General features: G+C 72.2%; 13 protein-coding genes. 3 read left to right on the forward strand and 10 right to left on the reverse strand.

Annotation, left to right across the window (positions count from 1 at the left end; translation table 11 throughout):
- Positions 1-82 precede the first annotated feature (82 nt).
- Positions 83-1,957, forward strand: coding sequence for a DUF4153 domain-containing protein (locus GGD88_RS00880; protein WP_184430938.1), 1,875 nt, complete (start codon positions 83-85; stop codon positions 1,955-1,957).
- A 27-nt stretch (positions 1,958-1,984) separates the two neighbouring features.
- Here the strand turns inward: GGD88_RS00880 and GGD88_RS00885 are convergent, their stop codons facing one another.
- From GGD88_RS00885 to GGD88_RS19060, 5 genes are all read right to left on the reverse strand, one after another.
- Positions 1,985-2,317, reverse strand: a complete 333-nt coding sequence (locus GGD88_RS00885; protein WP_184430939.1) for a hypothetical protein — start codon at positions 2,315-2,317, stop codon at positions 1,985-1,987.
- A gap of 34 nt (positions 2,318-2,351) precedes the next feature.
- Positions 2,352-3,188 carry an alpha/beta hydrolase gene (locus tag GGD88_RS00890; RefSeq protein WP_184430940.1) on the reverse strand — a complete coding sequence of 279 codons (837 nt, stop codon included), beginning with the start codon at positions 3,186-3,188 and terminating at the stop codon, positions 2,352-2,354.
- Positions 3,189-3,228: 40 nt separating this feature from the next.
- Positions 3,229-4,351 (reverse strand): peptide chain release factor 2 gene (prfB, locus tag GGD88_RS00895; RefSeq protein ID WP_184430941.1). Its coding sequence is split into 2 segments (ribosomal slippage): positions 3,229-4,281 and positions 4,283-4,351, totalling 1,122 coding nucleotides; the frame shifts between segments, so codons are not numbered across the junction.
- Positions 4,352-4,482: 131 nt separating this feature from the next.
- Positions 4,483-7,098: a penicillin-binding protein 1A gene (locus GGD88_RS00900; protein ID WP_184430942.1), complete on the reverse strand. Its 2,616-nt coding sequence runs from the start codon at positions 7,096-7,098 to the stop codon at positions 4,483-4,485.
- 272 nt (positions 7,099-7,370) lie between these two features.
- Positions 7,371-8,990 (reverse strand): N-acetylmuramoyl-L-alanine amidase, encoded by a 1,620-nt coding sequence (locus GGD88_RS19060; RefSeq protein WP_184430943.1) that lies wholly within the window; start codon positions 8,988-8,990, stop codon positions 7,371-7,373.
- 823 nt (positions 8,991-9,813) lie between these two features.
- Between GGD88_RS19060 and GGD88_RS00910 the strand changes: the two genes are divergently transcribed.
- Positions 9,814-12,588 carry an Rne/Rng family ribonuclease gene (locus GGD88_RS00910; RefSeq protein WP_184430944.1) on the forward strand — a complete coding sequence of 925 codons (2,775 nt, stop codon included), beginning with the start codon at positions 9,814-9,816 and terminating at the stop codon, positions 12,586-12,588.
- A 313-nt stretch (positions 12,589-12,901) separates the two neighbouring features.
- A complete protein-coding gene (locus GGD88_RS19250) occupies positions 12,902-13,441 on the forward strand; it encodes a response regulator (protein WP_184430945.1) in 540 nt (179 codons plus the stop codon).
- Between the two features lie 56 nt (positions 13,442-13,497).
- On the opposite strand, the gene GGD88_RS00920 is transcribed toward GGD88_RS19250, so the two are convergent.
- From GGD88_RS00920 to GGD88_RS00940, 5 genes are all read right to left on the reverse strand, one after another.
- Positions 13,498-15,702 (reverse strand): PAS domain S-box protein, encoded by a 2,205-nt coding sequence (locus GGD88_RS00920; protein WP_184430946.1) that lies wholly within the window; start codon positions 15,700-15,702, stop codon positions 13,498-13,500.
- 198 nt (positions 15,703-15,900) lie between these two features.
- Complete coding sequence (locus GGD88_RS00925) at positions 15,901-16,548, reverse strand: tetratricopeptide repeat protein (protein ID WP_184430947.1); 648 nt, start codon at positions 16,546-16,548, stop codon at positions 15,901-15,903.
- Positions 16,545-18,947: a hybrid sensor histidine kinase/response regulator gene (locus tag GGD88_RS00930; protein ID WP_184430948.1), complete on the reverse strand. Its 2,403-nt coding sequence runs from the start codon at positions 18,945-18,947 to the stop codon at positions 16,545-16,547. Before GGD88_RS00930 ends, GGD88_RS00925 begins: the two co-directional genes overlap by 4 nt.
- A gap of 34 nt (positions 18,948-18,981) precedes the next feature.
- Positions 18,982-20,610, reverse strand: coding sequence for a leucyl aminopeptidase (locus GGD88_RS00935; protein WP_184430949.1), 1,629 nt, complete (start codon positions 20,608-20,610; stop codon positions 18,982-18,984).
- A gap of 139 nt (positions 20,611-20,749) precedes the next feature.
- Positions 20,750-22,570 (reverse strand): AMP-binding protein, encoded by a 1,821-nt coding sequence (locus GGD88_RS00940; protein WP_184430950.1) that lies wholly within the window; start codon positions 22,568-22,570, stop codon positions 20,750-20,752.
- Positions 22,571-22,777: the final 207 nt, after the last annotated feature.

Here is a 22,777-nt window from a genome sequence, read left to right on the forward strand (position 1 = left end):
GCATAGTACCGCCAAGAGGACTGGGGACACCGCACCGCGCCGCCTCCCGGCCCGTCCGTCTCACCCGACCCGGAAGCCCGCCATGACCTCCATCCCCGTTTCCGTCCTGATGTCGGCGCTGGCCAACCAGCCGTCGACCTGGCTGTCCGCCGCCCGCGGCAACCCGGTGGCGGCGGCCTGCGCCGTTCTCGGCACGCTGCTGCTCACGGTGTGGAATCTGGCCGACCCGGCCGGCGCCCTGGGCCACGCCGTGACCATCGGCCTGATGACCAGCGGCATCGGCTTTTTCGCGGCCCTGGCGGTGAACTGGGGGCTGCGGCGCGGCGGCGCCTGGGCACAGCCGGCCCGCATGGTGTGGGCCGTCATCATCATCCTGGTGGCCGGCGGCACCCTGTTCGCCATCCCGGACCACCCCGAGGCGCGCCTGTGGCCCTACGTCTTCTGGCAGGCCGGCGCGGTGCTGATGGCGCTGTATTTCGCCCTGCGTCCGCCCAAGGACGCCCCCGTCGAGTCCGCCCAGATTGTCGGCTGGTACGGCGGCCTGCGGGTGCTGGTGAGCGCGGGGACGACCTGGCTGCTGGCAACCCTGCTCGGCGGCGGCGTCACCGTGGCCCTGTTCGCGGTCGATGAGATCCTGGGCCTGTCGGTGTCCCAGGACGTGTTCGAGGAGGTCTGGATCCTGGCCTACGGCCTGGTCTGGCCGATGTCGTTCCTGGTGGGCGCCCAGCAGGCGCTGCCCGAGGAATCGCACGAGCGCCCGCCGGTCCCGGAGCGTACGCCGCGCTGGGTCGGGGTCACCGTGGGCTGGGCGCTGATCCCGCTGGCGCTGCTCTATCTGGCGATCCTGTACGTCTACCTGATCCAGGTGGTTCTGGGCGTGGCGGTCGACTGGGGCAGCGTGGCTGGGCTCAACGCCGCCTATCTGGCGTTCGGCGTCGCCACCCACGTGGCATCGCTGCCGCTGGCGGTGGACGGCCACCGGCTGGCCCGGGTCTACCGCCGCGTCTTCCCCTGGAGCGTGCCGCTGCCGCTGCTGGCGCTGGCCTGGGCGCTGTGGCTGCGGCTGGCGCAGTACGGCATGACCGAGCCGCGCGCGTTGCTGACCCTGGTCGTCGTGTGGCTGGTGATCCTGCTGATGGTGTGGCTGTGGCGCGGGGCCACGGCGGGGCCGGCGACGCCCGTCGGCCTGCTGGCGGTGCTGCTGGTCCTGGGCGGCAACGGCCCGTGGGGGGCGCCCGAGGTTTCCATGGTCAGCCAGGAGCGCGCGTTGCGCGAGTTGCTGGAGCAGCATGGCATGCTGGAGGACGGGCGCGCCGTGCCGGCCGACGGCGCGGTGCCGGTCGAGGATCAGCGCCGCATCGCCCACCTGCTGAGCTACTTCCACGATCGGGGCACCAACTACCGGCTGGCCGAGATGTTCTCCGACGAGGTCATCACCGCAGAGATGCGTCTGGAGGCGCTGGAGATCGACATCATGGCGACCCGGGCGCCGGCGTCGCTGACCGTGCGGCCCGAGTCGGATCAGGCGGTCGTGACGGTACGCGGCTTCGACAGCCTGCTGCCGCTGTCCGTGCACGGCCAGGGCGCATCGACCGCCCTCAGCGACGGCGCCGACGCCACCGACGGTGCCGACAGTGCCGGGGCCGCCACGCCGGTGGTCGCGCTGGACGGCCCGGCCGTGACGGTGGCGCCGCCCCAGTCCGAGACGGTGTTGCGGCTCGATCTGTCGCCGGTGGTGGAGCGGGCGTTCGCGACCACCGAGGCGCGGGCCGATGGGCTGGTGCGTCTGCCCGCCGACAGCCTGGCCGTCGAGGCCACGGCCGACGGCTGGCGCGCTCGACTCGTGCCGGACGGCATCACCGTCTTGCACCGGGGGGCGGTCGCGGACGTCGAGGTCGTGTCGGTGACCGGCGTCGTGCTGCTGGCCGCGCCGGACCGCCCGGCGGCGGCGGAGTAGCGCGCCACACGGGCGCGGTCGGGCCGTTCAGCCGTCCGCGCCGTCGTCGATGGTCATGTCGAGGGCGATGCCGCCATTGACCCGCTTGACCGCCTTGGCGGCGATGCGGGGCAGGGGAATGCCGGTGGCGCCACAGAAGGAGATGAGGGCGGCCGCGACGTGCGGCGCGCCGAGGGCGAAGGTGGAGTCCTCGCCGGCGCGGCGCACCGTCACCTCGATCTCCAGCGGCTGGGCGGTGACCACCCGCATTTCCGTCAGGCGGGCGCCCCGGAACGCCGGGTCGCGCGCCTGGACGAAGGACTGCAACGCGCGGGACACCTCGCGGTCCCGCAATACGACGCGCCGCATCTCTTTCGGCACCGGATGACTCCTCCTCAGAGCGGGGCGGGCGGGATCACCCTGACTCGCTGGTGGTGACCCGGGTCAGGAACGCCCGCACCCGTCCGGCCGCGCCGTGGTCGAACAGGTCCACGTGATTGCCCTGCGGGAAGATCGCCGCCTCGACTGCGGGAACCCCGGCCGCGCGCGCCGCATCCGCCAGCCGCTGCGCCATGTCCGGCGGCACGAGGTCATCGCCTGCCCCGTGCATGACCAGCAACGGCGCCGCCAGATCCCGCACCGCGGCCAGATTGTCGAACGGATGGCGGACCAGCCAGCCGGCCGGGTAGATCGGATACTGCCGCCGCGCCATCTCCACGATCGAAGTGAACGCGCCTTCAAGTATCACGGCTGCCGCCCCGCGCTCAACCGCCAAGGGCAGCGCGGTGCCGGAGCCGATCGACTCGCCGTAATGGACGCGCCGCGCGGCCCCGATGCCGGCGCCGTCGAGGAAATCGAGCGCCGCCCGCCCATCATCCCGGAAGCCCGCCTGACTGGGGGTGCCCGGATTGCCGTTGTAGCCGCGGTAGCCCACCAGCAGCACACCGAGCCCCTGGTCCAGGAGCTGGCCGACCTTGACCGCCCGGCCCGCGAAATTGCCGGCGTTGCCGTGGAAGTAGACCACCACCAGGCCGCCGTCCACGGCCGGCGGCGCGTACCACGATGTCACCCGCAGGCCGTCGGCGGTGGTCAGGGTCAGCGGCCGCATCGCCGCCAGCGCGGTCTCGCCCGGGGGCGGGGGCGGCGGCCCGGGCTGGAACAGCAGGCGCTCCTGGAACAGATACAGCCAGCCCCCGACGATGACGTACACCGCCACCGTGACCCCCATCAGCCCGGCGATCGCGTTCACCATGTCCGCCGTCTCCCGTCCGGGGGCATCCCGGGCGCCGTGGTCAGGCCGGGGCGGCGTCCCCGTCGACCGCCACCCGGGCCGCCAGCGCGGCCGCCATGAAGCGGTCGAGGTCGCCGTCCAGAACGCCCTGGGTGTCGGAGGTCTCCAGGTTGGTCCGCAGGTCCTTCACCATCTGGTACGGTTGCAGGACATAGGACCGGATCTGGTGGCCCCAGCCGATGTCCGTCTTGGAGTCCGCCAGGGCCTGGGCCTCGGCCTCGCGGCGCTGGAGTTCGGCCTCGTACAGCCGGGCGCGCAGCATGTCCCAGGCGAAGGCGCGGTTCTGGTGCTGCGAGCGCTGCGACTGGCACTGGACGACGATCCCGGACGGAATATGCGTGATACGCACCGCGCTGTCGGTCCGGTTCACGTGCTGGCCGCCCGCGCCGGAGGCGCGGTAGGTGTCGATGCGGCAGTCCTTGTCCTGGATGTCGATCTCGATGCTGTCGTCGATCACCGGATAGACCCAGACCGACGCGAAGCTGGTGTGCCGGCGTGCCGAGCTGTCGAAGGGCGAGATGCGCACCAGGCGGTGCACCCCGCTCTCGGTCTTCAGCCATCCGTAGGCGTTCGGGCCCTTGACCTGGAGGGTGCAGGACTTGATGCCCGCCTCCTCGCCCTCGCTTTCCTCGAGATAGTCGACGGTGTAGCCGTGGGCCTCGCACCAGCGCACATACATGCGCTGCATCATGCGGGCCCAGTCCTGGGCCTCGGTGCCGCCGGCGCCGGCGTTGATCTCCAGGTAGCAGTCGTTGGAATCGGCCTCGCCGGACAGCAGGCTCTCCAGTTCGCGCCGCGCGGCCTCGTCACGCAGGGCGCGCAACTGCTCCTCGCCCTCGGCGACCGTGTCGGCGTCGTCCTCGGCCTCGCCCAGTTCGATCAGCGTGCGGGCGTCCTCCAGGCTGCCCTCCAGCGCCCGGTAGCCCCCGATGGCCTCCTCGAGTCGGGTGCGCTCGCGCATCAGCTTCTGGGCCGCGTCGGGCTTGTCCCACAGCGTGGGATCCTCGACGAGGGCGTTCAGTTCCTCAAGACGGCGGACGGCATTGTCCCAGTCAAAGATGCCTCCTCAGCAGTGCCATCGACTGCTGGATCTGGTCGACCAAAGCCTGCGCTTCCGCGCGCATCGGAGCGTCTCCATGGTTCGGGGGGCCGAAACGGAAGGACCGGACCATAGTCGGCCCGGTCCGGGGCGTAAAGGGGCGGCGAACGGGCGGTCGGGAGCCAGTCGGCGCGGCGGCTCCCGATTCCGTCGGGTTCAGTACAGCCCGCCGGCCTGCGGGGCGGCTCCCCCGCCGCCGCCGGGCGGGGGTGGTGGGGCGGCGCCCACCTGGCCGCCGCCGGGCGGTACCGGCTGCCCGGGCCGCAGCGGCTGGCCGGTCCCGGTCGGGCCGGCGGCGGGCTGGCCCGCGCTGCCCCACTGGCCCGGCATCGGCACGATGCCGACGCCCAGCGTCGAGGGGGTGCCGTAGGCCGCCGTCCCGGCGCCGCCGCCGTAACCGGCCACGGCGGAGCCGTCGAGCACCTCGGGATTGCTCACCGGTCCCTCGCCGGGCTTGAACGCTTCGGTGATGGTGCCGTCGCCGCCGCTGGCCCGGCGGCCGGTCTGGCGGTCGATGGTGACGAATTCGATGCCCGGGGGGACCCGGAACGGACGCCCCGGCTGGTCCTCCAGCGCGGCCAGCATGAAGTCGCGGAAGATCGGGCCGGCCGCCGTCGATCCGGCCTCGCGCGGCCCCAGGGTGCGCGGCTCGTCGAAGCCGACGAACACGCCGACCGCGAGGTCGGGGGCGAAGCCGACGAACCAGGTGTCGAAGGAGTCGTTCGAGGTGCCGGTCTTGCCGGCCAGCGGTTTCTGGATGGCGGCACCGATGCGCCCGCCGGTGCCGCGCCGCACCACGCCCTCCAGGATGGACACCATCTGATAGGCGGTCAGCGGGTCGATCACCTGGCCGCGCGGGTCGGGCAGGCTGGGCACGGCCTGGCCGGTCCACGGCACCGCCTCGCAGGCCGTGCAGGGGCGGGCGTCGTGCCGGTAGATGGTGCGGCCGTGGCGGTCCTGGATGCGGTCGACCAGGGTGGCCTCGATGCGGCGGCCGCCGTTGGCGATCATGGCGTAGGCCGTGGTCAGGCGCAGCACCGTGGTCTCGATCGAGCCCAGCGAGGCGGCGAGGTACTGCGGCATGTCCCGGGCCACGCCGAAGCGTTCCGCCACGTCGGCCACCGCGTCCATGCCGACCGCCTGGGCCAGGCGCACCGTCATCAGGTTGCGCGACTTCTCGACGCCCATGCGCAGGGTCGACGGACCGTAGAAGCGGTTGGAGTAGTTCTTTGGCTTCCACTTCGCCAGGCCGGGCCCCTGATCGTAGACGAACGGGGCGTCCAGGATGATCGACGCCGGGGTGTAGCCGTCCTCCAGCGCGGCCATGTAGACGAACGGCTTGAAGGCCGAGCCGGGCTGGCGCAGCGCCTGGGTGGCGCGGTTGAACTCGGACCGCTCGGCCGAGAACCCGCCCATCATCGCCAGCACGCGGCCGGTGTGCGGGTCCATCGCCACCAGCGCGCCCTCGATGTCCGGCAACTGCTGCAGGCCGTAGGTTCCGGTCGGCGCGCCCTCGTCGTCGGTGACCGGCGCCACCAGCACCACGTCGCCGGCGGACAGCACGTCGTCGGCACTGTCAGGCGCCGGACCGACCCGCTGGTCGTCGCGCCAGGGCCGCGCCCAGCGCATGGTGTCGAAGGGCATCTTGGCCTGACTCCCGTCGGGCAGGCCCAGGGTCACCGCGCCGCGCTCCACCTTCAGCGCCAGCGCCAGGGTCCAGTCCTCGGGCGCGCCGGCCGGCCGCGGCACGTCCGCCAGCGCCTCGGTCCAGCCGGCCTCGACCGCCAGGGTGGCGACCGGGCCGCGCCAGCCGTGGCGGCGGTCATAGGCGATCAGGCCCTCGCGCAGCACCCGGCCGGCGATCCGCTGCAGTTCGGGATCCAGGGTCGCGCGCACCGCCAGGCCGCCCTTGTAGAGGGCCTCCTCGCCGTAATGTTGGGCAAGCGTGCGCCGGATCTCCTCGGAGAAGAACCCGGCGCCGAACACCGCCTGGGTGTCGTCGCGTTCGCGCAGCACGATCTCCTCGGCGCGCGCCCTTTCGGCCTCGTCCGGCGTGATGTGGCCGTCCTCCAGCATGCGCCCGATGACCCAGTTGCGGCGGGCGTAGGCGGCCTCGCGCTCGCGCACCGGATGGTAGTTGTTGGGGGCCTTGGGCAGGGCGGCCAGGAAAGCGGCTTCGGCGATGGTCAGCTCGTCCACCGACTTGTTGAAGTAGTTCAGCGCGGCGGCGGCGATACCGTAAGACTGGAAGCCGAGATAGATCTCGTTCAGGTACAGTTCAAGAATGTGGTCCTTTGTGAACGCCTGCTCCAGCCGGAAGGCCAGCAGCGCCTCGCGGATCTTGCGTTCGATCGACACTTCGTTGGTCAGCAGGAAATTCTTGGCCACCTGCTGGGTGATGGTCGAGGCGCCCACCGGCCGCCGCCCGGTGTTCATGTTGCGCACGTTGGTGATGACCGCGCGCACCAGCCCCTGCACGTCGATGCCCGGGTGGCTGTAGAACGACTTGTCCTCCGCCGACAGGAAGGCGTTGCTGACCCGCTTGGGGATCGCCTCGATCGGCACGTAGATGCGCTTCTCGATCGCGTATTCGGCCATCAGCCGCCCGTCGGCGGCGTACACCCGGGTGGTGATCGGCGGTTCGTAGGTCTTCAGGTGGTCGTAGGCCGGCAGGTCGGAGCCGAACAGCCAGAACACGTAGGCCACCGACACGAACCCGACGACGCCGAGCACGATCATGCTGCTGAGAACCAGCCGGAATACCTTCAACATGGGGGTCGTCGCGCTCTCGCCTGAGGGTCTTGCCGGGACGGGTGGAGTCGGGCCGGTCCAGGGCCGGCCGGCGGTCGCCGCGGTTCGGTGCGGCACACCGCGTCGGCACCGGAGTCGTTATTCCCTGTCCGGGGGGTCTCCTGTGGAGGTAGGCCGGGATTGTGGCACCCTCATGGCCCCAGGTGGCCCCAGGTGGCCCCAGGTGTGGCCCAAGGTCGCTCCGGGGGCGGCCCCAAGGGGCCCCAGGGCGGCCTGTCCGCCTGCGGTCTGCCTCAGGGCAGCCGCGCGCCCTGCACACCGTGGGCGGCGCTGAAGAAGCCGTCCAGCGCCTCGACCACGGACCGGGCCAATTTGGCGCGATAGGCGCGCTGCCGCAACAGTTTCTCATCGGTCTGGTTGGAGAGGTAGCCCATCTCCAGCAGCGCCGACGGGACGTCGGGCGCCTTCAGCACGGCGAAGCCGGCATAGCGCCGGCTGTGGTTGAGGGTGCGCACCTCGGGCGGCAGCGCGCGCAGCAGCGTGTTGGCGAACTGAACCGAGCGGTTCATGGTCTCGCGCTGCGCCAGGTCGATCAGGATGTTGGTGACGTCGGGCGATTCCTGACTGAAGTCCATGCCCAGGATGATGTCGGCCTTGTTCTCGCGTTCGGCCAGGGCCGCCGCCTCGGAGTCCGACGCCTTTTCCGACAGCGTGTAGACCGACAGGCCGCGCACCCGCGGATTGCCCAGGGCGTCGGCGTGGATCGACAGGAACAGGTCGGCGTTGGCCTGGCGGGCGCGCCGCACCCGCTCGCGCAGCCGCACCGAGACGTCGCGCTCGCGGGTCATGAAGACGCGGTAGCGCCCGGTGCCGACCAGCACCTTGCGCAGCTCCCGACCCATGGCGAGGGTGATGTCCTTCTCGTAGATCCCGCCGACGCTGATGGCGCCGGGGTCGCGTCCGCCGTGCCCCGGGTCGAGCGCGATCACCGGCTTGTAGGGCGCCGGCGGCTTGCGCATCGGCACCGGCACGTAGGCGGCCGGAGTCAGGGTGGGGCGGGGCGTCGCGGCCGGCGGCCGGGGCGCCAGCGCCGCCGGCCGCGGTCGGACCGGCTGTGGGGGAATCGGTGCCGGCGCGGCGGTTGGCGCGGCGTTCACCGGGGCGCTGGCGGTGGGGGCCGGCGTCTGAGCGGACGTGGGGGCCACGGCCGATGGCGGGCCGGGGGGCGGCGCCGGCACCGGGGCGGTGGCGGCGCGCCCGGCTCCGTCGGCCGCCGGCCCGGCGATCACCGCGTTCTCGTGCCCGGCGTCGGCCCGGAAGGCCCGCGCCGAGGTCTCGGTCAGGTCCACCACCAGGCGCCAGGCGTAGCCCTCGCGCGGCGACAGGGCGAAATGCTCCAGCACGCGGACCGGCTCGGCCAAATCGAGCACGATGCGGGTGACCCCGCCGTCCAGCACGCCGAAGCGGACGTCGCCGACGTGGCCGGTGGCACCGGGCAAGGCGCCGGCCGGCACCAGCCAGTCGGCCTCCAGAAGGTCGATGACAAGCCGCGCCGGATCGGCCAGGGTGAACAGACGGTAGGCTGGCGGGTCCGACAGGTCGACGACGACCCGGGTCTTGCGGGTGTGCCGGCCGAGCCGCAGGGCCGTCGCCTGATTGGTGGCCAGGGCCGGCAGGACCCAGCCGGAGGCGAGCGCCAGCCCGCCGGCTCCGGCGACCGCGCTCCGGCACAGCAGGCCGCGCCGCGATACGCCCGTGCGGTCGGGCACGACGGACCGGCCGGCGGCCGCCGCGGTTCGGCTGGTGCTGTCCCCGGTGCTGTGACTGCCGGTGCTGTGACTGCCGGTGCCGTGACTGCCGGTGCCGTGACTGTCTGCGTGCATGCTGGCCCCCATGGCCCTGCTTTCGGTCAAGGAACGATCCGGAGTCCGCCAACTTCGACCAAGATATACGCTGATCGACGCAACCCCGCAAGAACAAATGAAAATTCTCGACTTTTCCCCTGTGGCGCCGCAGGCCGTGGGCGGTCGTGCGCGCCACGTCGCGCCGGGGGCGGGCCCGGTGCCGTGCCCGGTACCGTGCCCGGTACCGTGCCCTGGGGCGCGGGCGCCGTGGTCCCGGGCTCATCACACGCCATCACCATAAGCTATTGTCGCCGGGTCTGTCGGTGACTATTCTCGGGATCGGATTTCCGTCGTCGGTCGGAGCGTCCCGCGCGGGGGTCTCCCACGCCGAAACGACGAGGAAGGTGTCCCGGTCCCGTCTGGCGCGAACGACCGTTCCGCCACCGCTACGGCTTCCGTGGCGGCCGGGTGTCCCCAGTCCGGTGCCGGCGCCAGGTGGCGCGCCATCGCGCGAGCGGTGGCGGCGGCACGGCGCTTTTGGCCCGCCCTCTTCGCACGTCGCGCCTCCGATCGACGACCGACCGCGTGTTCACCCCATTCGAGGCCGGGCCGGCAGGGTCCGGACCGGAGGATCACAGCCCCATGCCCCGCGCCGTGTCCCCGCCCTTGTTCCGGCCCGCGCCCCGGTCGTTCGCGACCGCGGCGTGGCGCGCCGCTGAGGGCGGGGTCGCCCGGCCGGGGGCGCGGTGCCCGCGCGACGCCCAGGCGTCGCGGCGGCGCCCGCGCGGCCGCCTCCCCGACCTGTCGGACTCCGGTCTCGCGTCGAGACCAGGTCGCGGCGCCCCCGCTTCGGCGGCTCCGGCGCCAGCGGCCCCACGGAGTTCAGTCCTGCATGACCAAGAGACTACTGATAGACACGGGCCACCCGGAAGAAACCCGGGTGGTCGTGCTGGACGGCACACGCCTTGAAGAATTTGACGTCGAGACCAGCACCAAGAAACAGATCAAGGGAAACATCTACCTCGCCAAGGTCGTCCGGGTCGAACCCTCCCTTCAGGCCGCGTTCGTCGAGTACGGCGGCAACCGTCATGGCTTCCTGGCCTTCAGCGAGATCCATCCGGACTACTATCAGATCCCGGTGGCCGATCGGCAGGCCCTGATCGCCGAGCAGACCGAGCGCCAGCGCGCCGCCGAGGCCGAAGAGGAAAGCCGGGCCGAGCGCGGCGCCGGTCGCGGCAACGGTAATGGCAACAATGGCAACGGCGACTCCGGGTCCGGTGCCGGGCGCGACAGCGAGGATGTCGAGGAGCTGGGGGGCGAGGAGACGGTCGCCGCCGCCTCACCGCAGCTTCAGGCCAACATGCTGCGCCACTACAAGATTCAGGAGGTCATCAAGCGGCGTCAGATCCTGCTGGTGCAGGTCGTCAAGGAGGAGCGCGGCAACAAGGGCGCGGCCCTGACCACCTACCTGTCGCTGGCGGGGCGCTACTGTGTGTTCATGCCGAACACCGCCCGGGGCGGCGGCGTGTCGCGCAAGATCAGCAGCCAGGCCGACCGGCGCCGGCTCAAGGGCATTCTCGCCGACCTGCACGGTCCGCCCGGCGGTTCGGTGATCCTGCGCACCGCCGGCGCCGAGCGCAGCAAGGCGGAGATCAAGCGCGACTTCGAGTTCCTGATGCGGCAGTGGGAACAGATCAAGGACACCACGCTGAAGTCGATCGCCCCGGCGCTGATCCACGAGGAGGCCAACCTCATCAAGCGCGCCATCCGCGACATCTACACCCGCGATGTCGAGGAGGTGATCGTGGACGGCGAGGACGGCTACCGCGCCGCCAAGGACTTCATGAAGATGCTCACCCCGTCGCACGCACGGAAGGTGAAGCCGTACCGCGATCAGACCATGCCGCTGTTCCACCGCTTTCAGGTGGAAAGCCAGCTCGACGCCATGCACAGCCCGGTGGCGCAGCTCCGCTCCGGCGGCTACGTGGTCATCAACCAGACCGAGGCGCTGGTCGCCATCGACGTCAACTCCGGCCGCGCCACCAAGGAACGGCACATCGAGGAGACGGCCCTCAAGACCAACCTTGAGGCCGCCGACGAGATCGCTCGCCAGCTCCGGTTGCGGGACCTGGCCGGCCTGATCGTCATCGACTTCATCGACATGGACGACAACCGCAACAACGCGGCGGTCGAGCGGCGCCTGAAGGAGGCCCTGAAGCAGGACCGGGCGCGCATCCAGATGGGCCGCATCAGCGCCTTCGGGCTGATGGAACTGTCGCGCCAGCGGCTGCGCCCCAGCCTGATGGAAACGGCGTTCCACACCTGCCAGCACTGCCACGGCACCGGCGTGGTGCGCTCGATCGAATCGACGGCGATCCAGATGCTGCGGGTGCTGGAAGAGGAGGGCGTGCGTCGCCGCTCGGCCGAGGTCACCCTGCGGGTGCCGACGCCGGTGGCGCTGTACATCCTCAACAACAAGCGCGCCATGCTGACGGCGATCGAGGCCCGCTACGAGTTCCGGGTCAGCATCGAGGGCGACGACAGCCTCATCATCCCCGCCTACACCATGGACCGGGTGCGGGCCGAATCCCGCCCGGGGGCCGAGGCCACGGCGCCCGAGCGTGAGCCGGTCGCGACCGAGGAGCCCCCCGAGGCGTACGACAACGATAACGATGACGACGGCGAGGACGACGACCTCCCCGACCGGGCGGACCAGCGCGAGGCCGCACGCGACGGCGACGACGCCAGCACCCGCAAGAAGCGCCGCCGCCGCCGCCGCAAACCGAAGCGCGACGATGCCGGCGAGCGCAGCGGCGACGAGGCGCGCGACGAGCGCGATGACCGCGAAGAGCGAGACGAGGGTGACGACGGCGAGGGGCGTGACGAACGCGACCAGCGCGACCAGCACCAGGACGACGACGCGTCGGCCGACGACGACGCCGGCAATGGCGACGGCAACGGCGACGGCGACGGCGACGCCAACGGCAACGGTGACGACGACGGCGGCAATGGCGGCAGCAGTCGGTCGCGGCGGTCGCGCCGACGGCGCGGCGGACGGCGCAACCGCCGGAGCTCCGGGACGGAGGCCGAGGACGGCGCCGACGGCGCGGGCTCCGGCGAGGCGGCTCCCGCCCCCGACACGGCCGCACCCGTGACCGAAAGCGATGGCGAGTCGGTCAACGCCACCGACGCCGAGGCGGCCGTTCTTGCCCTGGCCGCGCCCGACGAGCGGTTGGCCCTGGCCCCACCGGTCGAGACGGAGGCCGAGACGGAGACCGAAGCCAAGACCGAGACCGCGCCCGCGCCGGTGACCCCGGTGCCGTTCGGGCCCGCCGCCGGAGAGCCGGAGCCCGCATCTGAGCCGGGGATCGCGGCCGAGGCGCCCGCCAGCCCGGCCGACGCGGCCGGCGAAGAAGCGGCGGACCAGGGGGCGGAGGCCACCGAGGCCCCGGCAGAGGCGGCCGAGACCGCGCCCGAGGAGAGTCCCGAGGAGGCCCCCGCCGAGGCCCCCGCCGCGGCGCCGGATGAGACGCCCGAGGCGGCTCCCGAGCCGGCCCCCACCGAAGCCCCCACCGAAGCCCCCACCGATGGGCAGCCCGAGGGCACGGATGCGGCCCAGGCCGCGAACGGCGAGCCCGGAGGGCGTCGCGGCTGGTGGCGCCGGTAAGGCACGGCGCGACGGTCGACGGCCCCGTCGCGGCGCGGATGCGGGGGCGGCGGGGCCGTGGCCGGCGGGCGCAGGCGTCGGCCCCCGCCCCGCCGGTGGCGCCCCCCCGATCGTACCCCTCCGGTGGCCTGTGTGTGGCGACGGGCCGGACGCCCGGCCTGGCGCCCGGCTTGGTCAGGCTACGCCGTTCGGTGCGTTTACAGGGGGCGGACGGCGGGGCCATACTGCGTCGGCGAGGATCGGGGGGCCGGTGGGACCGAACGGCGGCCGCCAGGGGTGGGTGATCCCGGTCTTGCGCTCAACGAGGTGTGGTGTGACGGATCCTGGCGGCAGCAACGCGACCGGGGGCGTGCAGAAGGCGTTGCAGGGCCTGCGCGTTCTCATTATCGACGACAACAAGTTCTCGCGATCCCTGCTGACGACGCAACTCGCGACCTACGGGATCCGGACCGTCTTCGAGTGCAGTGACGGCGTCGAGGGTCTGAAGTGCCTTCAGACCGAGGCGGTCCAACTCATCCTGCTGGACTACGAGATGACGCCGCTGAACGGCGCCGAGTTCGCCCGCCTGGTGCGGCGCGACCCGTCGATCCGCAACCCCGAGATCCCGATCATCATGATCTCGGGATACTCCGACCTGCCCCACGTCCGCGAGGCCCGCAACGCCGGGATTAACGAGTTCCTGGGCAAGCCGGTGGCGGCCAAGACGCTGTACAAGCGGATCGCCCATACCGTGCTGCATCCGCGCCCGTTCGTGCGTACAGACGCCTACGTCGGTCCGGTTCACCGGGCCGAACGCGCCGCCCCGGCGTCGGACACGGGCGGTGGCCCCTCGTCGGCGTCCGGTCCGACCTGACACGCGCCCCCGGCGTCCTCGGCTGGCGTGCTGGCGGACCGGCGGGGTGGGCCGCGTCAGGCGCCGGAGCGGACGACGGCGTGATCCGCGTCCGGCGCGGCCGGCTCCAGGGTCCGCTCCGACGGGAACCGCAGGATCACGGTGGTGCCGCGCCCCGGCGCGCTGTCGATGTGCAGGCTGCCCCCGAACACCGCCATCAGCTTGGTGCACAGGTACAGACCGAGGCCGGAGCCCTCATGGGCGCGCGGATGCCGGCTGTCGGCCTGCTCGAAGGGCGCCAGGGCGCGCGCGATGCCGGCGCTGTCCATGCCGGGCCCGGCGTCGATGACGCGCACGAGGATGGCGCCGTCCTCGTGCCGGGTCGCCTCGAAGCGGATGGTCCCGCCGGGCCGGTTGAACTTGACCGCGTTGGAGAGCAGGTTGTTGAAGATCTGGAGCAACGCCCGTTCATCGCCGCGCAGGCATGGCAGCGGCTCGGGCACCGACAGGACGACGGTCTGACCGGCCGCGTCCGCCATGGCGGCGGTGTGGCGCCGCGCCGCCGCCATGACCGACCGCAGGTCCAGAACCTCCTCGCGCAACTCGTACTTGCCCGCCTCGACCTTGGACAGGTCCAGCACGTCGTTGACCAGGCTGACCAGGAGCGCGCCGCTGTTATAGATGTTGTCGGCGTACTCCTGATAACGCGGGTCGCCCAATGGCCCGAACATGTTCAGGCGCATCATGTCGGCAAACCCCATGATGGCGTTGAGCGGCGTCCTCAGGTCGTGGCTCATCGCCGCCAGGAACTCGGACTTGGCCCGGTTGGCCTGCTCCGCGGCCGTCTTGGCGCCCAGGATCGCGGCCTCGGTCCGCTTCTTGTCGGTGATGTCGCGGATGAACACGAACAGGCGGCCGCCGGCGATGTCGGCGTAGCTGATGCCGATCTCCACGTCCAGCAGGCGCCCGTCCTTGGCGCGATGCCGGGTCTCGAACAGGTCGCCGCCGGCCTCGATCAGGGCCGAGATGCGGCGCTCCACCCGATCCTCGTCGTGCAGCACGTCGACGTCGGACGGCGTGCAGCCCAGCAGATCCTCGCGGCTGTAGCCGGTCATGCGGAGGTAGGCGTCGTTGACCTCCAGCAGACGGCCGACCCGGTCGGTCATCCAGAAGCCGTCGTGCGCCGTCACGATCACCGAGCGGTACAGCTCCTCCCGTTCGCGCATGACCCGCTCGGCCCGGACGCGCTCGGTGACGTCCAGGAGCGTCACCGGTACGTGGCTCCGGGTCTCCGGGTCGGGGGGCAGAGGTACGGTCAGGATGGCGTCGAACCGAACGCCCTCGGCGTCGGGGAACACGGCCTGACCGCGGAAAACGGTCGCGCCGCGCCACAGCGCGCCGGCGATCGCCTCGATGGTCTGGCGCGGGCCGCGGTCGAAGTGGTCAAGGAAGGCCTGTCGTACCGCCTCCGGGGACTCGACGCGGGACAGGCGCAGGGCGGCCGGGTTCGCGTCCAGGAGGCGCAGGGTTTCCGCCAGGTGCCGGGCCGTGGCGGGGTGGTCGGCCAGATGGGCGGCGATATCCGTCACGCCACTCCGCCGCAGACGGTGCAGAGCCGCGCACAGCGGGTTCAGGTCCACGGTCCAGATCGCGATCTCGGCGGTCTCGAACAGCGCCTGCAGCCGGGTCTCGTTGCGGGCCATGCCCTCTTCCATCGCGACCCGGGCCGCGATGTCGCGCAGCAGCCAGGCGAGCAGGGCGGTGGCGGCGGCCAGCACCGGCACGAAGACGGGGGTGACGGTGCGGGTCACCTCCCAGGCGATGCCGCCCGGCAGCAGCAGGAACAGGGTGGCCGCCGTGCCCTGGACAACGATCCCGAACACGAGCAGCGCCCAGACCTGCAGCCCGACCCAGCCCCGGCCAAGGAGATGGCGATAGAGCAGGCCGAGGCCGGCGCTGGCCAGGATGACCGCCAGGCCGATCATGTCGCCGGGCGGTCCCAGCCCGAGTCGGTAGATGCCCGCGACGGCCGCGGCAACGCCGGCCACCACGGGACCGCCGAACAGGCCGGCGTTGGCGAGGACCACGGAGCGGGCATCAAAAATCAGCCCGGGCGCGAGATGGACCGGCATCGCCATGCCGAGGACGGTGACCGCGCCGAAGACGAGGCCGGAGAACAGCGCGGTCAAGCGCGGCCGCCGGAAGCCGTGCCGAAGCACAAGACTGTGCAGGAAGCACAGAACGACGAGGAAAACGGCGTTCTTGGCGAGATCGACGATCATTCAGGGTTCCGTGGGCACGGCCGAGGTCCCGTGGTGCCGTGTCCCGCCTTTGGGTGATCCGGCGTTCGAGTCAGCGGCCTTGTGGCATTGTCTCGGCGCGCCATCCGTCGGTCCTTCAATCCTAGATGATCGGACAGGGGGACGGAACAGAAAGACGGGGACACGGGCCGTCGGTTCCCACGCCGGGGCCGCGCGCGGTCACGCGTCCGCGCCGGGCGGGTCGTCCGCCGCCGGGGCGGTTCGCGCCGTGCGGTGCAGCGCGAGCAGGGCGCGCAGCCGTCGCCGGGCGTCGGCATCCGCTGGGTCGAGGCGACAGGCGCGGGCCAGTGCCCGGCCGGCCGCCAGGGTGTCGCCGGCCGCCGCCAGGGCCGTGCCCAGCCCGGACCAGGCCGCCGCCGCCTCCGGGCGCAGCATCGTCACCCGCCGGGCCGCCATCACCGCGGCCCGGTGCCGGCCCGCCAGCCGCGCCACCGCGGCCCACTGGCGCCAGCCCTCGACCGTCGCCGGCCGCACCGTCACCGCCCGCCGGCAGGCGGTCTCCGCCTCGGCGAACGCGGCCAGGGCGCCCAGCACGGCGCCCAGGGCGACCAGGGCCTCGGGATGCGCCGGGTCCGCCACCAGCGCCCGGCCGCACAGTTCCAGCGCCGCCTGCGGTCGCCGCCACGCCAGCGCGACCCGGGCCAGCAGGGTCCAGGCATCGGCGTCCAGGGGGACGGCGCGGGTGCGCTCGCGGCACAGGGCGGCCGCGGTTTCCAGGTCCCCGGCCCGCCACGCCGCCAGCGCCGGCGCCAGGAACGCGTCCGGCGCGCCGGGGGCCGCAGCGCCTGGCCCGTCGCCGTCCGTCACGGCGGGGTCACCGGGCCGGCGGGGCCCGCGGTCGTTCCGGGGCGCCGGCGGGTGGCGCCGATCAGGTCGGCCAGTTTGACCCGCAACTGATCCGGCCGGACCGGCTTCTGCAACACGGGCAGGCCGCCTCGGCTGGCCTCGCGCAGCCGGTGGCTGTCGGTGTCGCCGGTCAGCAGCAGGGCCGGAATGGGCCGGCGGAAATGGCCCCGGGTCAGGGCCACGGCCTCGATGCCGGTGCGGCCGCTGGGCAGGCGGAAGTCCACCAGCAGCACGTCGGGATCGGCGAGCCGGTCGGTCAGCAGGGCCTCGGTCAGGTCCGACAGCCCGGCGAAGGCGGAGACGCGGTGCCCCCAGCCTTCCAGCAACAGGGTCAGGCTCTCGCGGACCGGGGCTTCGTCGTCCACCACCACCAGGTGAGGGGGATCGCGCCGGTCGGCCCGCGCTGTCAGGCCGGCGGGATCGGTGCCCGGCGCCGGGGTCTCCTTGCGCCCCGTCCGGTCGGTCGCCGCGCCGGCCTCGTGGCAGGGCACCTCGACGGAGAACCGCGCGCCGTGGCCCGGTGTCGAGTCTACGGTCACCGCCACCCCCAGCAACCGCGCCACCCGGCTGACGATGCCAAGGCCGAGCCCCAGGCCGCCCCGGTGTCCCGCGCCGCCCCCGCCGGCGTCGGGCGGGACCTGATGGAAGTCCTCGAACACCAGACGCCGCTGGTCGGGCGGGATGCCGGGGCCGGTGTCGATCACGTCCAGGCGCAGGCTGCGGCCGCCGTCGCGACGGCGCCCGCCCACCAGCACCCGGCCGCCGTGCGGGGTGTACTTCAGCGCATTGCCGATCAGGTTGCGCAGGATGACCTCCAGCAGGGCCGGGTCGCTGTACAGGGTGACGGCCGGGGGCACCAGGCGCAGGGTGTGCCCGCCGGCCAACGCCACCGGCTCGAACTCGTCGGCGAGCCGGTCCAGCAGGGCCCGGGCGTCGAACGGCCGCTGGTCGGGCAGGATGGCCCCGGCTTCCAGCTTCGAGATATCGAGAAGGGTGTTCATCAACTCCGAGAGACCGGCCAGCGAGCGCTCGACCTTGCCCAGGATGTCCTGCTTGGCGGGATCGGTCTCGCGCCCCGACAGCACGGAGACGAACAGGTTCAGGGCCTGGAGCGGCTGGCGCAGGTCGTGACTGGCGGCGGCCAGGAACCGGGTCTTGGCGACCAGGGCCTGTTCGGCGGCGTCGATGGCCTCGTGCAGGCGCGCCTCCGCGTCCACCTGTCGGGTGATGTCCTGGACGTGGGCGATGAAGTGGCGCGGCTGCCCGGCGCCGTCGCGCGCCAGGGCCAGGCTGACGTGCGCCCGCACCACCGCGCCGTCGGCCTTCAGGTAGCGCTTCTCGCCCGAGAACACGCGCACGTCCCCGGCCAGAAGGCGGCGCGCCGCCTCCAGTTCCAGGTTCAGGTCTTCGGGATGGCTCACGGCGGTGATGTCGCGCGCCAGCAGGTCGGCCTCGGTGCGCTCCAGCATGCGGCAGAGGGCGGCGTTGACCTCCTCGAAGCGGCCGTCCAGGGCCAGGATGGCCATGCCGTGCGGGGCGGCGGCGAAGCTCTCGCGGAACCGGCTCTCGCTGGCGCGCAGGGCCTCCTCGGCGGTGCGGTGGCGGCTGACGTCGGCGATCTGGGCCACGATGTCCTGGGGCCGGCCGTCGGGACCGCGGGTGACGGCGCCGGTGACCCGCGCCCACACCAGGGTGCCGTCGGGACGCAGGAAGCGCTTTTCGGCGTCGAAGGGCGTGTCGTCACCGGCCAGCGCGGCGTCGAGCCACGCCGTTTCGGCCGCCCAGTCGTCGGGATGGGTGACGGACAGCACGGAGCGCCCGATGAGGGCCTCGGGCGGGCGGCCGAGCATCTCCACCAGCGCGGGATTGACCCGGCGCCAGCGACCTTCGATGTCCATCAGGGCCATGCCGTGCGGTGCCTGATCGAAGGCGTTACGGAAGCGGCCCTCGCTGCGGCGCTCCTGGGCGGGCGCCTCGGGAGTGACCGCCTCGTCCTCGCACACCATGACGACGGGCGCCGCCGCTGCGGCCGTATCCGGGCACGCGAGGCCAACGGGCACCAGGGTCCAGCGCACCAGGCACGGGCGCCCGTCCGCGTCGGCCACACGGTCGACGACGCTGCGTGCGGCCGTCTCGGTCTCCGCGGGGTCGAGGACGGCCCGCAGCCGGTCCCGCCGCGCCCGCGCGACGGCGGCCGGCAGCAGCGCGAAGTAGTCCCGGCCGGCCAGATGGTCCGGATCGCCCTCGCCCAGGCGCAAGGCGGCGGCGCGGTTGGCCTGTACGATGCGGCCGTCGCGGTCGAGCAGGAGCACCGCTTGCGGCGTCAGGTCCCACAGCCGGTCGAGTCGAACACCCTGCATCGGTTGGGCCTCCACCGGTTCGCGGCGAGCCGGGCTACTTCTTCTTCTTTTTCTTGTCGCCCTTACCCTTTTCCTTTCCCTTGCCCTTGTCGCCGTCGCGGTCCCCGTCCTTATCCTTATCCTTATCCTTGTCCTTCGCCCGGCCCGGGCCGCTGTCGCCGCCGCCCTGCTCGATCATGTCGGCGACCATCCGGTCCAGCAGCCGCACGCCGAACGCGGTGCCGCCCTTCGGCACGGTCGGCTTGTCCTTCTTGGACCAGGTCACGCCGGCGATGTCGATGTGCGCCCAGGGTGTGTCCTTGTCCTTGAGGTAGCGTTGCAGGAACTGGGCGGCGGTGATCGAGCCGGCCTCGCGGTTGCCGGTGTTCTTCATGTCGGCGATGTCGGAGCGCAGCATCTTGTCGTAGGCCTCGCCCAGCGGCAGGCGCCAGACCTTCTCGCCGACGGCGGTCCCGGCCTCGCTGATCGCCTCGGACAGGTCGTCGTTGTTGGAGAACAGACCGGCGTGCTCACTGCCCAGGCTGATGATGATCGCCCCGGTCAGGGTGGCCAGGTCGATGATGTGGCTGGGCTTGAACCGGTCCTGCGCGTACCACAGCACGTCGGCCAGCACGAGCCGGCCCTCGGCGTCGGTGTTGATGACCTCGACCGTCTGGCCGGACATGGAGGTGACCACATCCCCGGGCCGCTGCGCCGTGCCCGACGGCATGTTCTCCACCAGGCCGCACAGGCCGACGGCGTTGACCGCCGCCTTGCGGCCGGCCAGCGCCTTCATCAGGCCGGCGACGACACCGGCGCCGCCCATGTCCCACTTCATGTCCTCCATGCCGGCGGCGGGCTTGATGCTGATGCCGCCGGAATCGAAGGTCACGCCCTTGCCGACGAAGGCCACCGGCGGGGCGGTCTTGTCCCTGGCGCCGCGGTATTCCATGACCAGCAGGCGAGGCGGGCGCGCTGAGCCCTGGGCCACGCCCAGCAGGGCGCCCATGCCCAGCTTGCGCATGCGGGCCTCGTCCAGCACCTCGATGGAGAGGCCCAGGTCGGCCAGGTCGGCCACGGCCTCGCAAAAGGTTTCGGGGTAGATCACGTTGGCTGGCTCGCTGACCAGGCGGCGCGTGAGCGCGACCCCCTCGGCCACCGCCTGGAGCGGCGCGAAGGCGGCCTTGGCCCCCTCGTGGGCATCGCACAGCACCGTCAGCTTGGTCAGCGCCGGCTTCTCCTCGGGCTTTTCCGTGGTGCGGTACCGGTCGAAGCGGAAGGCGCCCAGTGTGGCGCCGAACGCCGCATGCGCGGCGGCGTCCGCCGGCTCCAGGTCGGCCGCGTCGGGCAGGTCGATGGCCAGCGCGGCGGTCTCGTCGCCCAGCTCGCCCAGCCGCGCGACGGCCGCGCCGCCGACGGTCTCCAGCGTGGTGGTGGTGACGGCATCGGGCTTGCCCAGGCCGACCATGATGATGCGGTCGAGGGTGACGCCGTGGGGCGCGTCCAGCACCACGCTTTTGCCGGCCTCGCCCTTGAAGCGCGACGCCTTGAGGGCGCGGCCGAGCTGTCCGCCGGTGAGTTCGTCAAGCTCGGTGGCCGTGGCCCCCAGCGTCTTGCCGTCGAACACACCGACGACCAGGGCGCCCTTGTCGGGAATGGCGGGCTTGGCGAACGCGATCTTCATCGGAAGGTCCTTCTGCAGGGAGAACGGGCCGCGGGCCGCGCGGGGCACCCCTCGTGGCCGGACGGCGCCGCACGACGTGCGCGAGTGTACAGAGCCCGCCGGGGCGCGAAAAGGGGCCGCGCGCGAGGGCTGGCCCGGGTCAGCCGCCGTAGAGCTTCTCCAGGCGGGGGCCGTAGGTCGCCTTGATGATGTGGCGGCGCACCTTCATGGTCGGCGTCATCTGGTCGTTCTCGACCGTGAACGGCTCCGGCGCGATCATGAAGCGGCGCACCTTCTCGATCTGGCCCAGCTTGGCGTTGACGCGGCCGATGGCGTCCGTCATCGCCTTGCGCAGGTCGGCGTCCTCGGCCAGCGCGGCCAGGTCGGCGGCCTGACTGCTCTTGTCCGCCTTGTCCGCCCAGCGCCGCAGCCAGTCCTCGTCCGGCACCAGCAGGGCGACCAGATGGGGCCGGCGGTCGCCGTAGACCATGGCCTGGCCGATTTCGGGCTCCAGGCACAGCAGGCCCTCGACCCGCTGCGGCGAGATGTTGTCGCCGCCGGAATTGACGATGATGTCTTTCTTGCGGTCGGTGATCTGGATGTAGCCCTGATCGTCGATGAGGCCGACGTCGCCGGTGTGCAGCCAGCCCTGGGCGTCGACGGTCTCGCGGGTGGCGGCCTCGTTCTGCCAGTAGCCCTTCATCACCAGGTCGCCCTTGACCAGGATCTCGCCGTCCTCGGCGATACGCACGGCGACGTCGCGGATCGGCGGCCCCACGGTGTGCATGCGCACGCGTCCGGGCGGGTTGCAACTGATGACGGGCGAGGATTCGGTCTGGCCGTAACCCTGGAGGATGGGCACGCCGAGGGCGTGGAAGAACAGCCCCACCTCGACGTTGAGCGGTCCGCCGCCGGAGACCATGGCCTTCAGGCGACCGCCGAACCGTTTGCGCACCTTGTTGCGCACCAGCCGGTCGAGCACCAGGTCGGCGACGCGCTCGCCCAGGCCCAGGCTCTTGGGGTCATGGTACTTCTTCAGGCCCAGGTCGAGCGTGCGCTGGAACATCCGGCGCTTGGTCTCGGGCTGGGCCTCCAGGCCGCGCAGAACGCGCGTGCGCATGGTCTCGTACAGCCGCGGCACCGCGGTCATGATGGTCGGGCGCGCCTCGGCCATGTTGGTCGCCAGCCGGTCGATGCTCTCGGCGAACCAGACCTCGGCGCCGATGGTGATCGGGAAGTGCATGCCGGCGGTGTGCTCGTAGGAGTGCGACAGCGGCAGGAACGACAGGAACACCTCGCGGCCCAGGCCAATGCTGCGCAGCAGTTCGTAAGCGCCGCGGCAGTTGTGCAGGATGTTGCGATGGCTCAGCATGACCCCCTTGGGGGCGCCGCCGGTGCCGCTGGTGTAGATGATGGCGGCCAGGTCGTCGGGCTCGATGGCGGCCAGCGTGGCCGGGCGCGGCCGGCCGGCGTGGCGGGCCAGCAGGCCCACCCACGAGAGCACGTCGATGCCCGTGTACTGGTGCAGGTTGGTGTCCTCGATGGCGATGACGAACGGGGTGACGTGCGCCTTGCCGGCCGCCTCCAGCGCCCGCGGGGCCAGCTTGGGCGTCGAGACGATCATCGCCTTGGCGCCCGAGTCATTGAGAACGTGCAGGTGATCGGCCACCGTGTTGGTGACGTAGCAGGGCGTCACCACCGCGCCGGCCATCAGGATGGCGAGGTCGGCGACGAACCACTCGGGCCTGTTCTCCGCGATCAGCGCGACCCGGTCGCCGGGTTCGATGCCCTGGGAGACCAGGGCGTTGGCCAGGGCCACCGCGTCCCGCTCGACGTGGGCCCAGGACATCGGCCGGTAGCGTCCCTCGACCTTGCGCCAGAGCAGCGGCTGGCGGGCGAAACGCTGGGCCTGGTGCAGGAAGGCGTCGACCAAGTCGGTGACCGTCCCGTAGTCGATGGCGCGGCGGCTGTCGGCAGGCACGGACGAGGCTCCCTATGGTTTGGCGGTGTTCCCGTCGGGTGATCGCCACGCCGGTCGGACCGCCTTGTCATTGTTCGGCGTTTTCGGTTTCCGGTGTTCCTTCTTCGCCGCGCCTTGACGCGAAGGCAAGGATGAAGTGGCCCGCCCTGCGGGGCCGGCGCGCCCCCGCGTCGCACACGGCCGGATCGCCACCGGATCGCCACCGGA

The organism is Roseospira goensis (genome assembly GCF_014197795.1).
GTDB lineage: Bacteria > Pseudomonadota > Alphaproteobacteria > Rhodospirillales > Rhodospirillaceae > Rhodospira > Rhodospira goensis.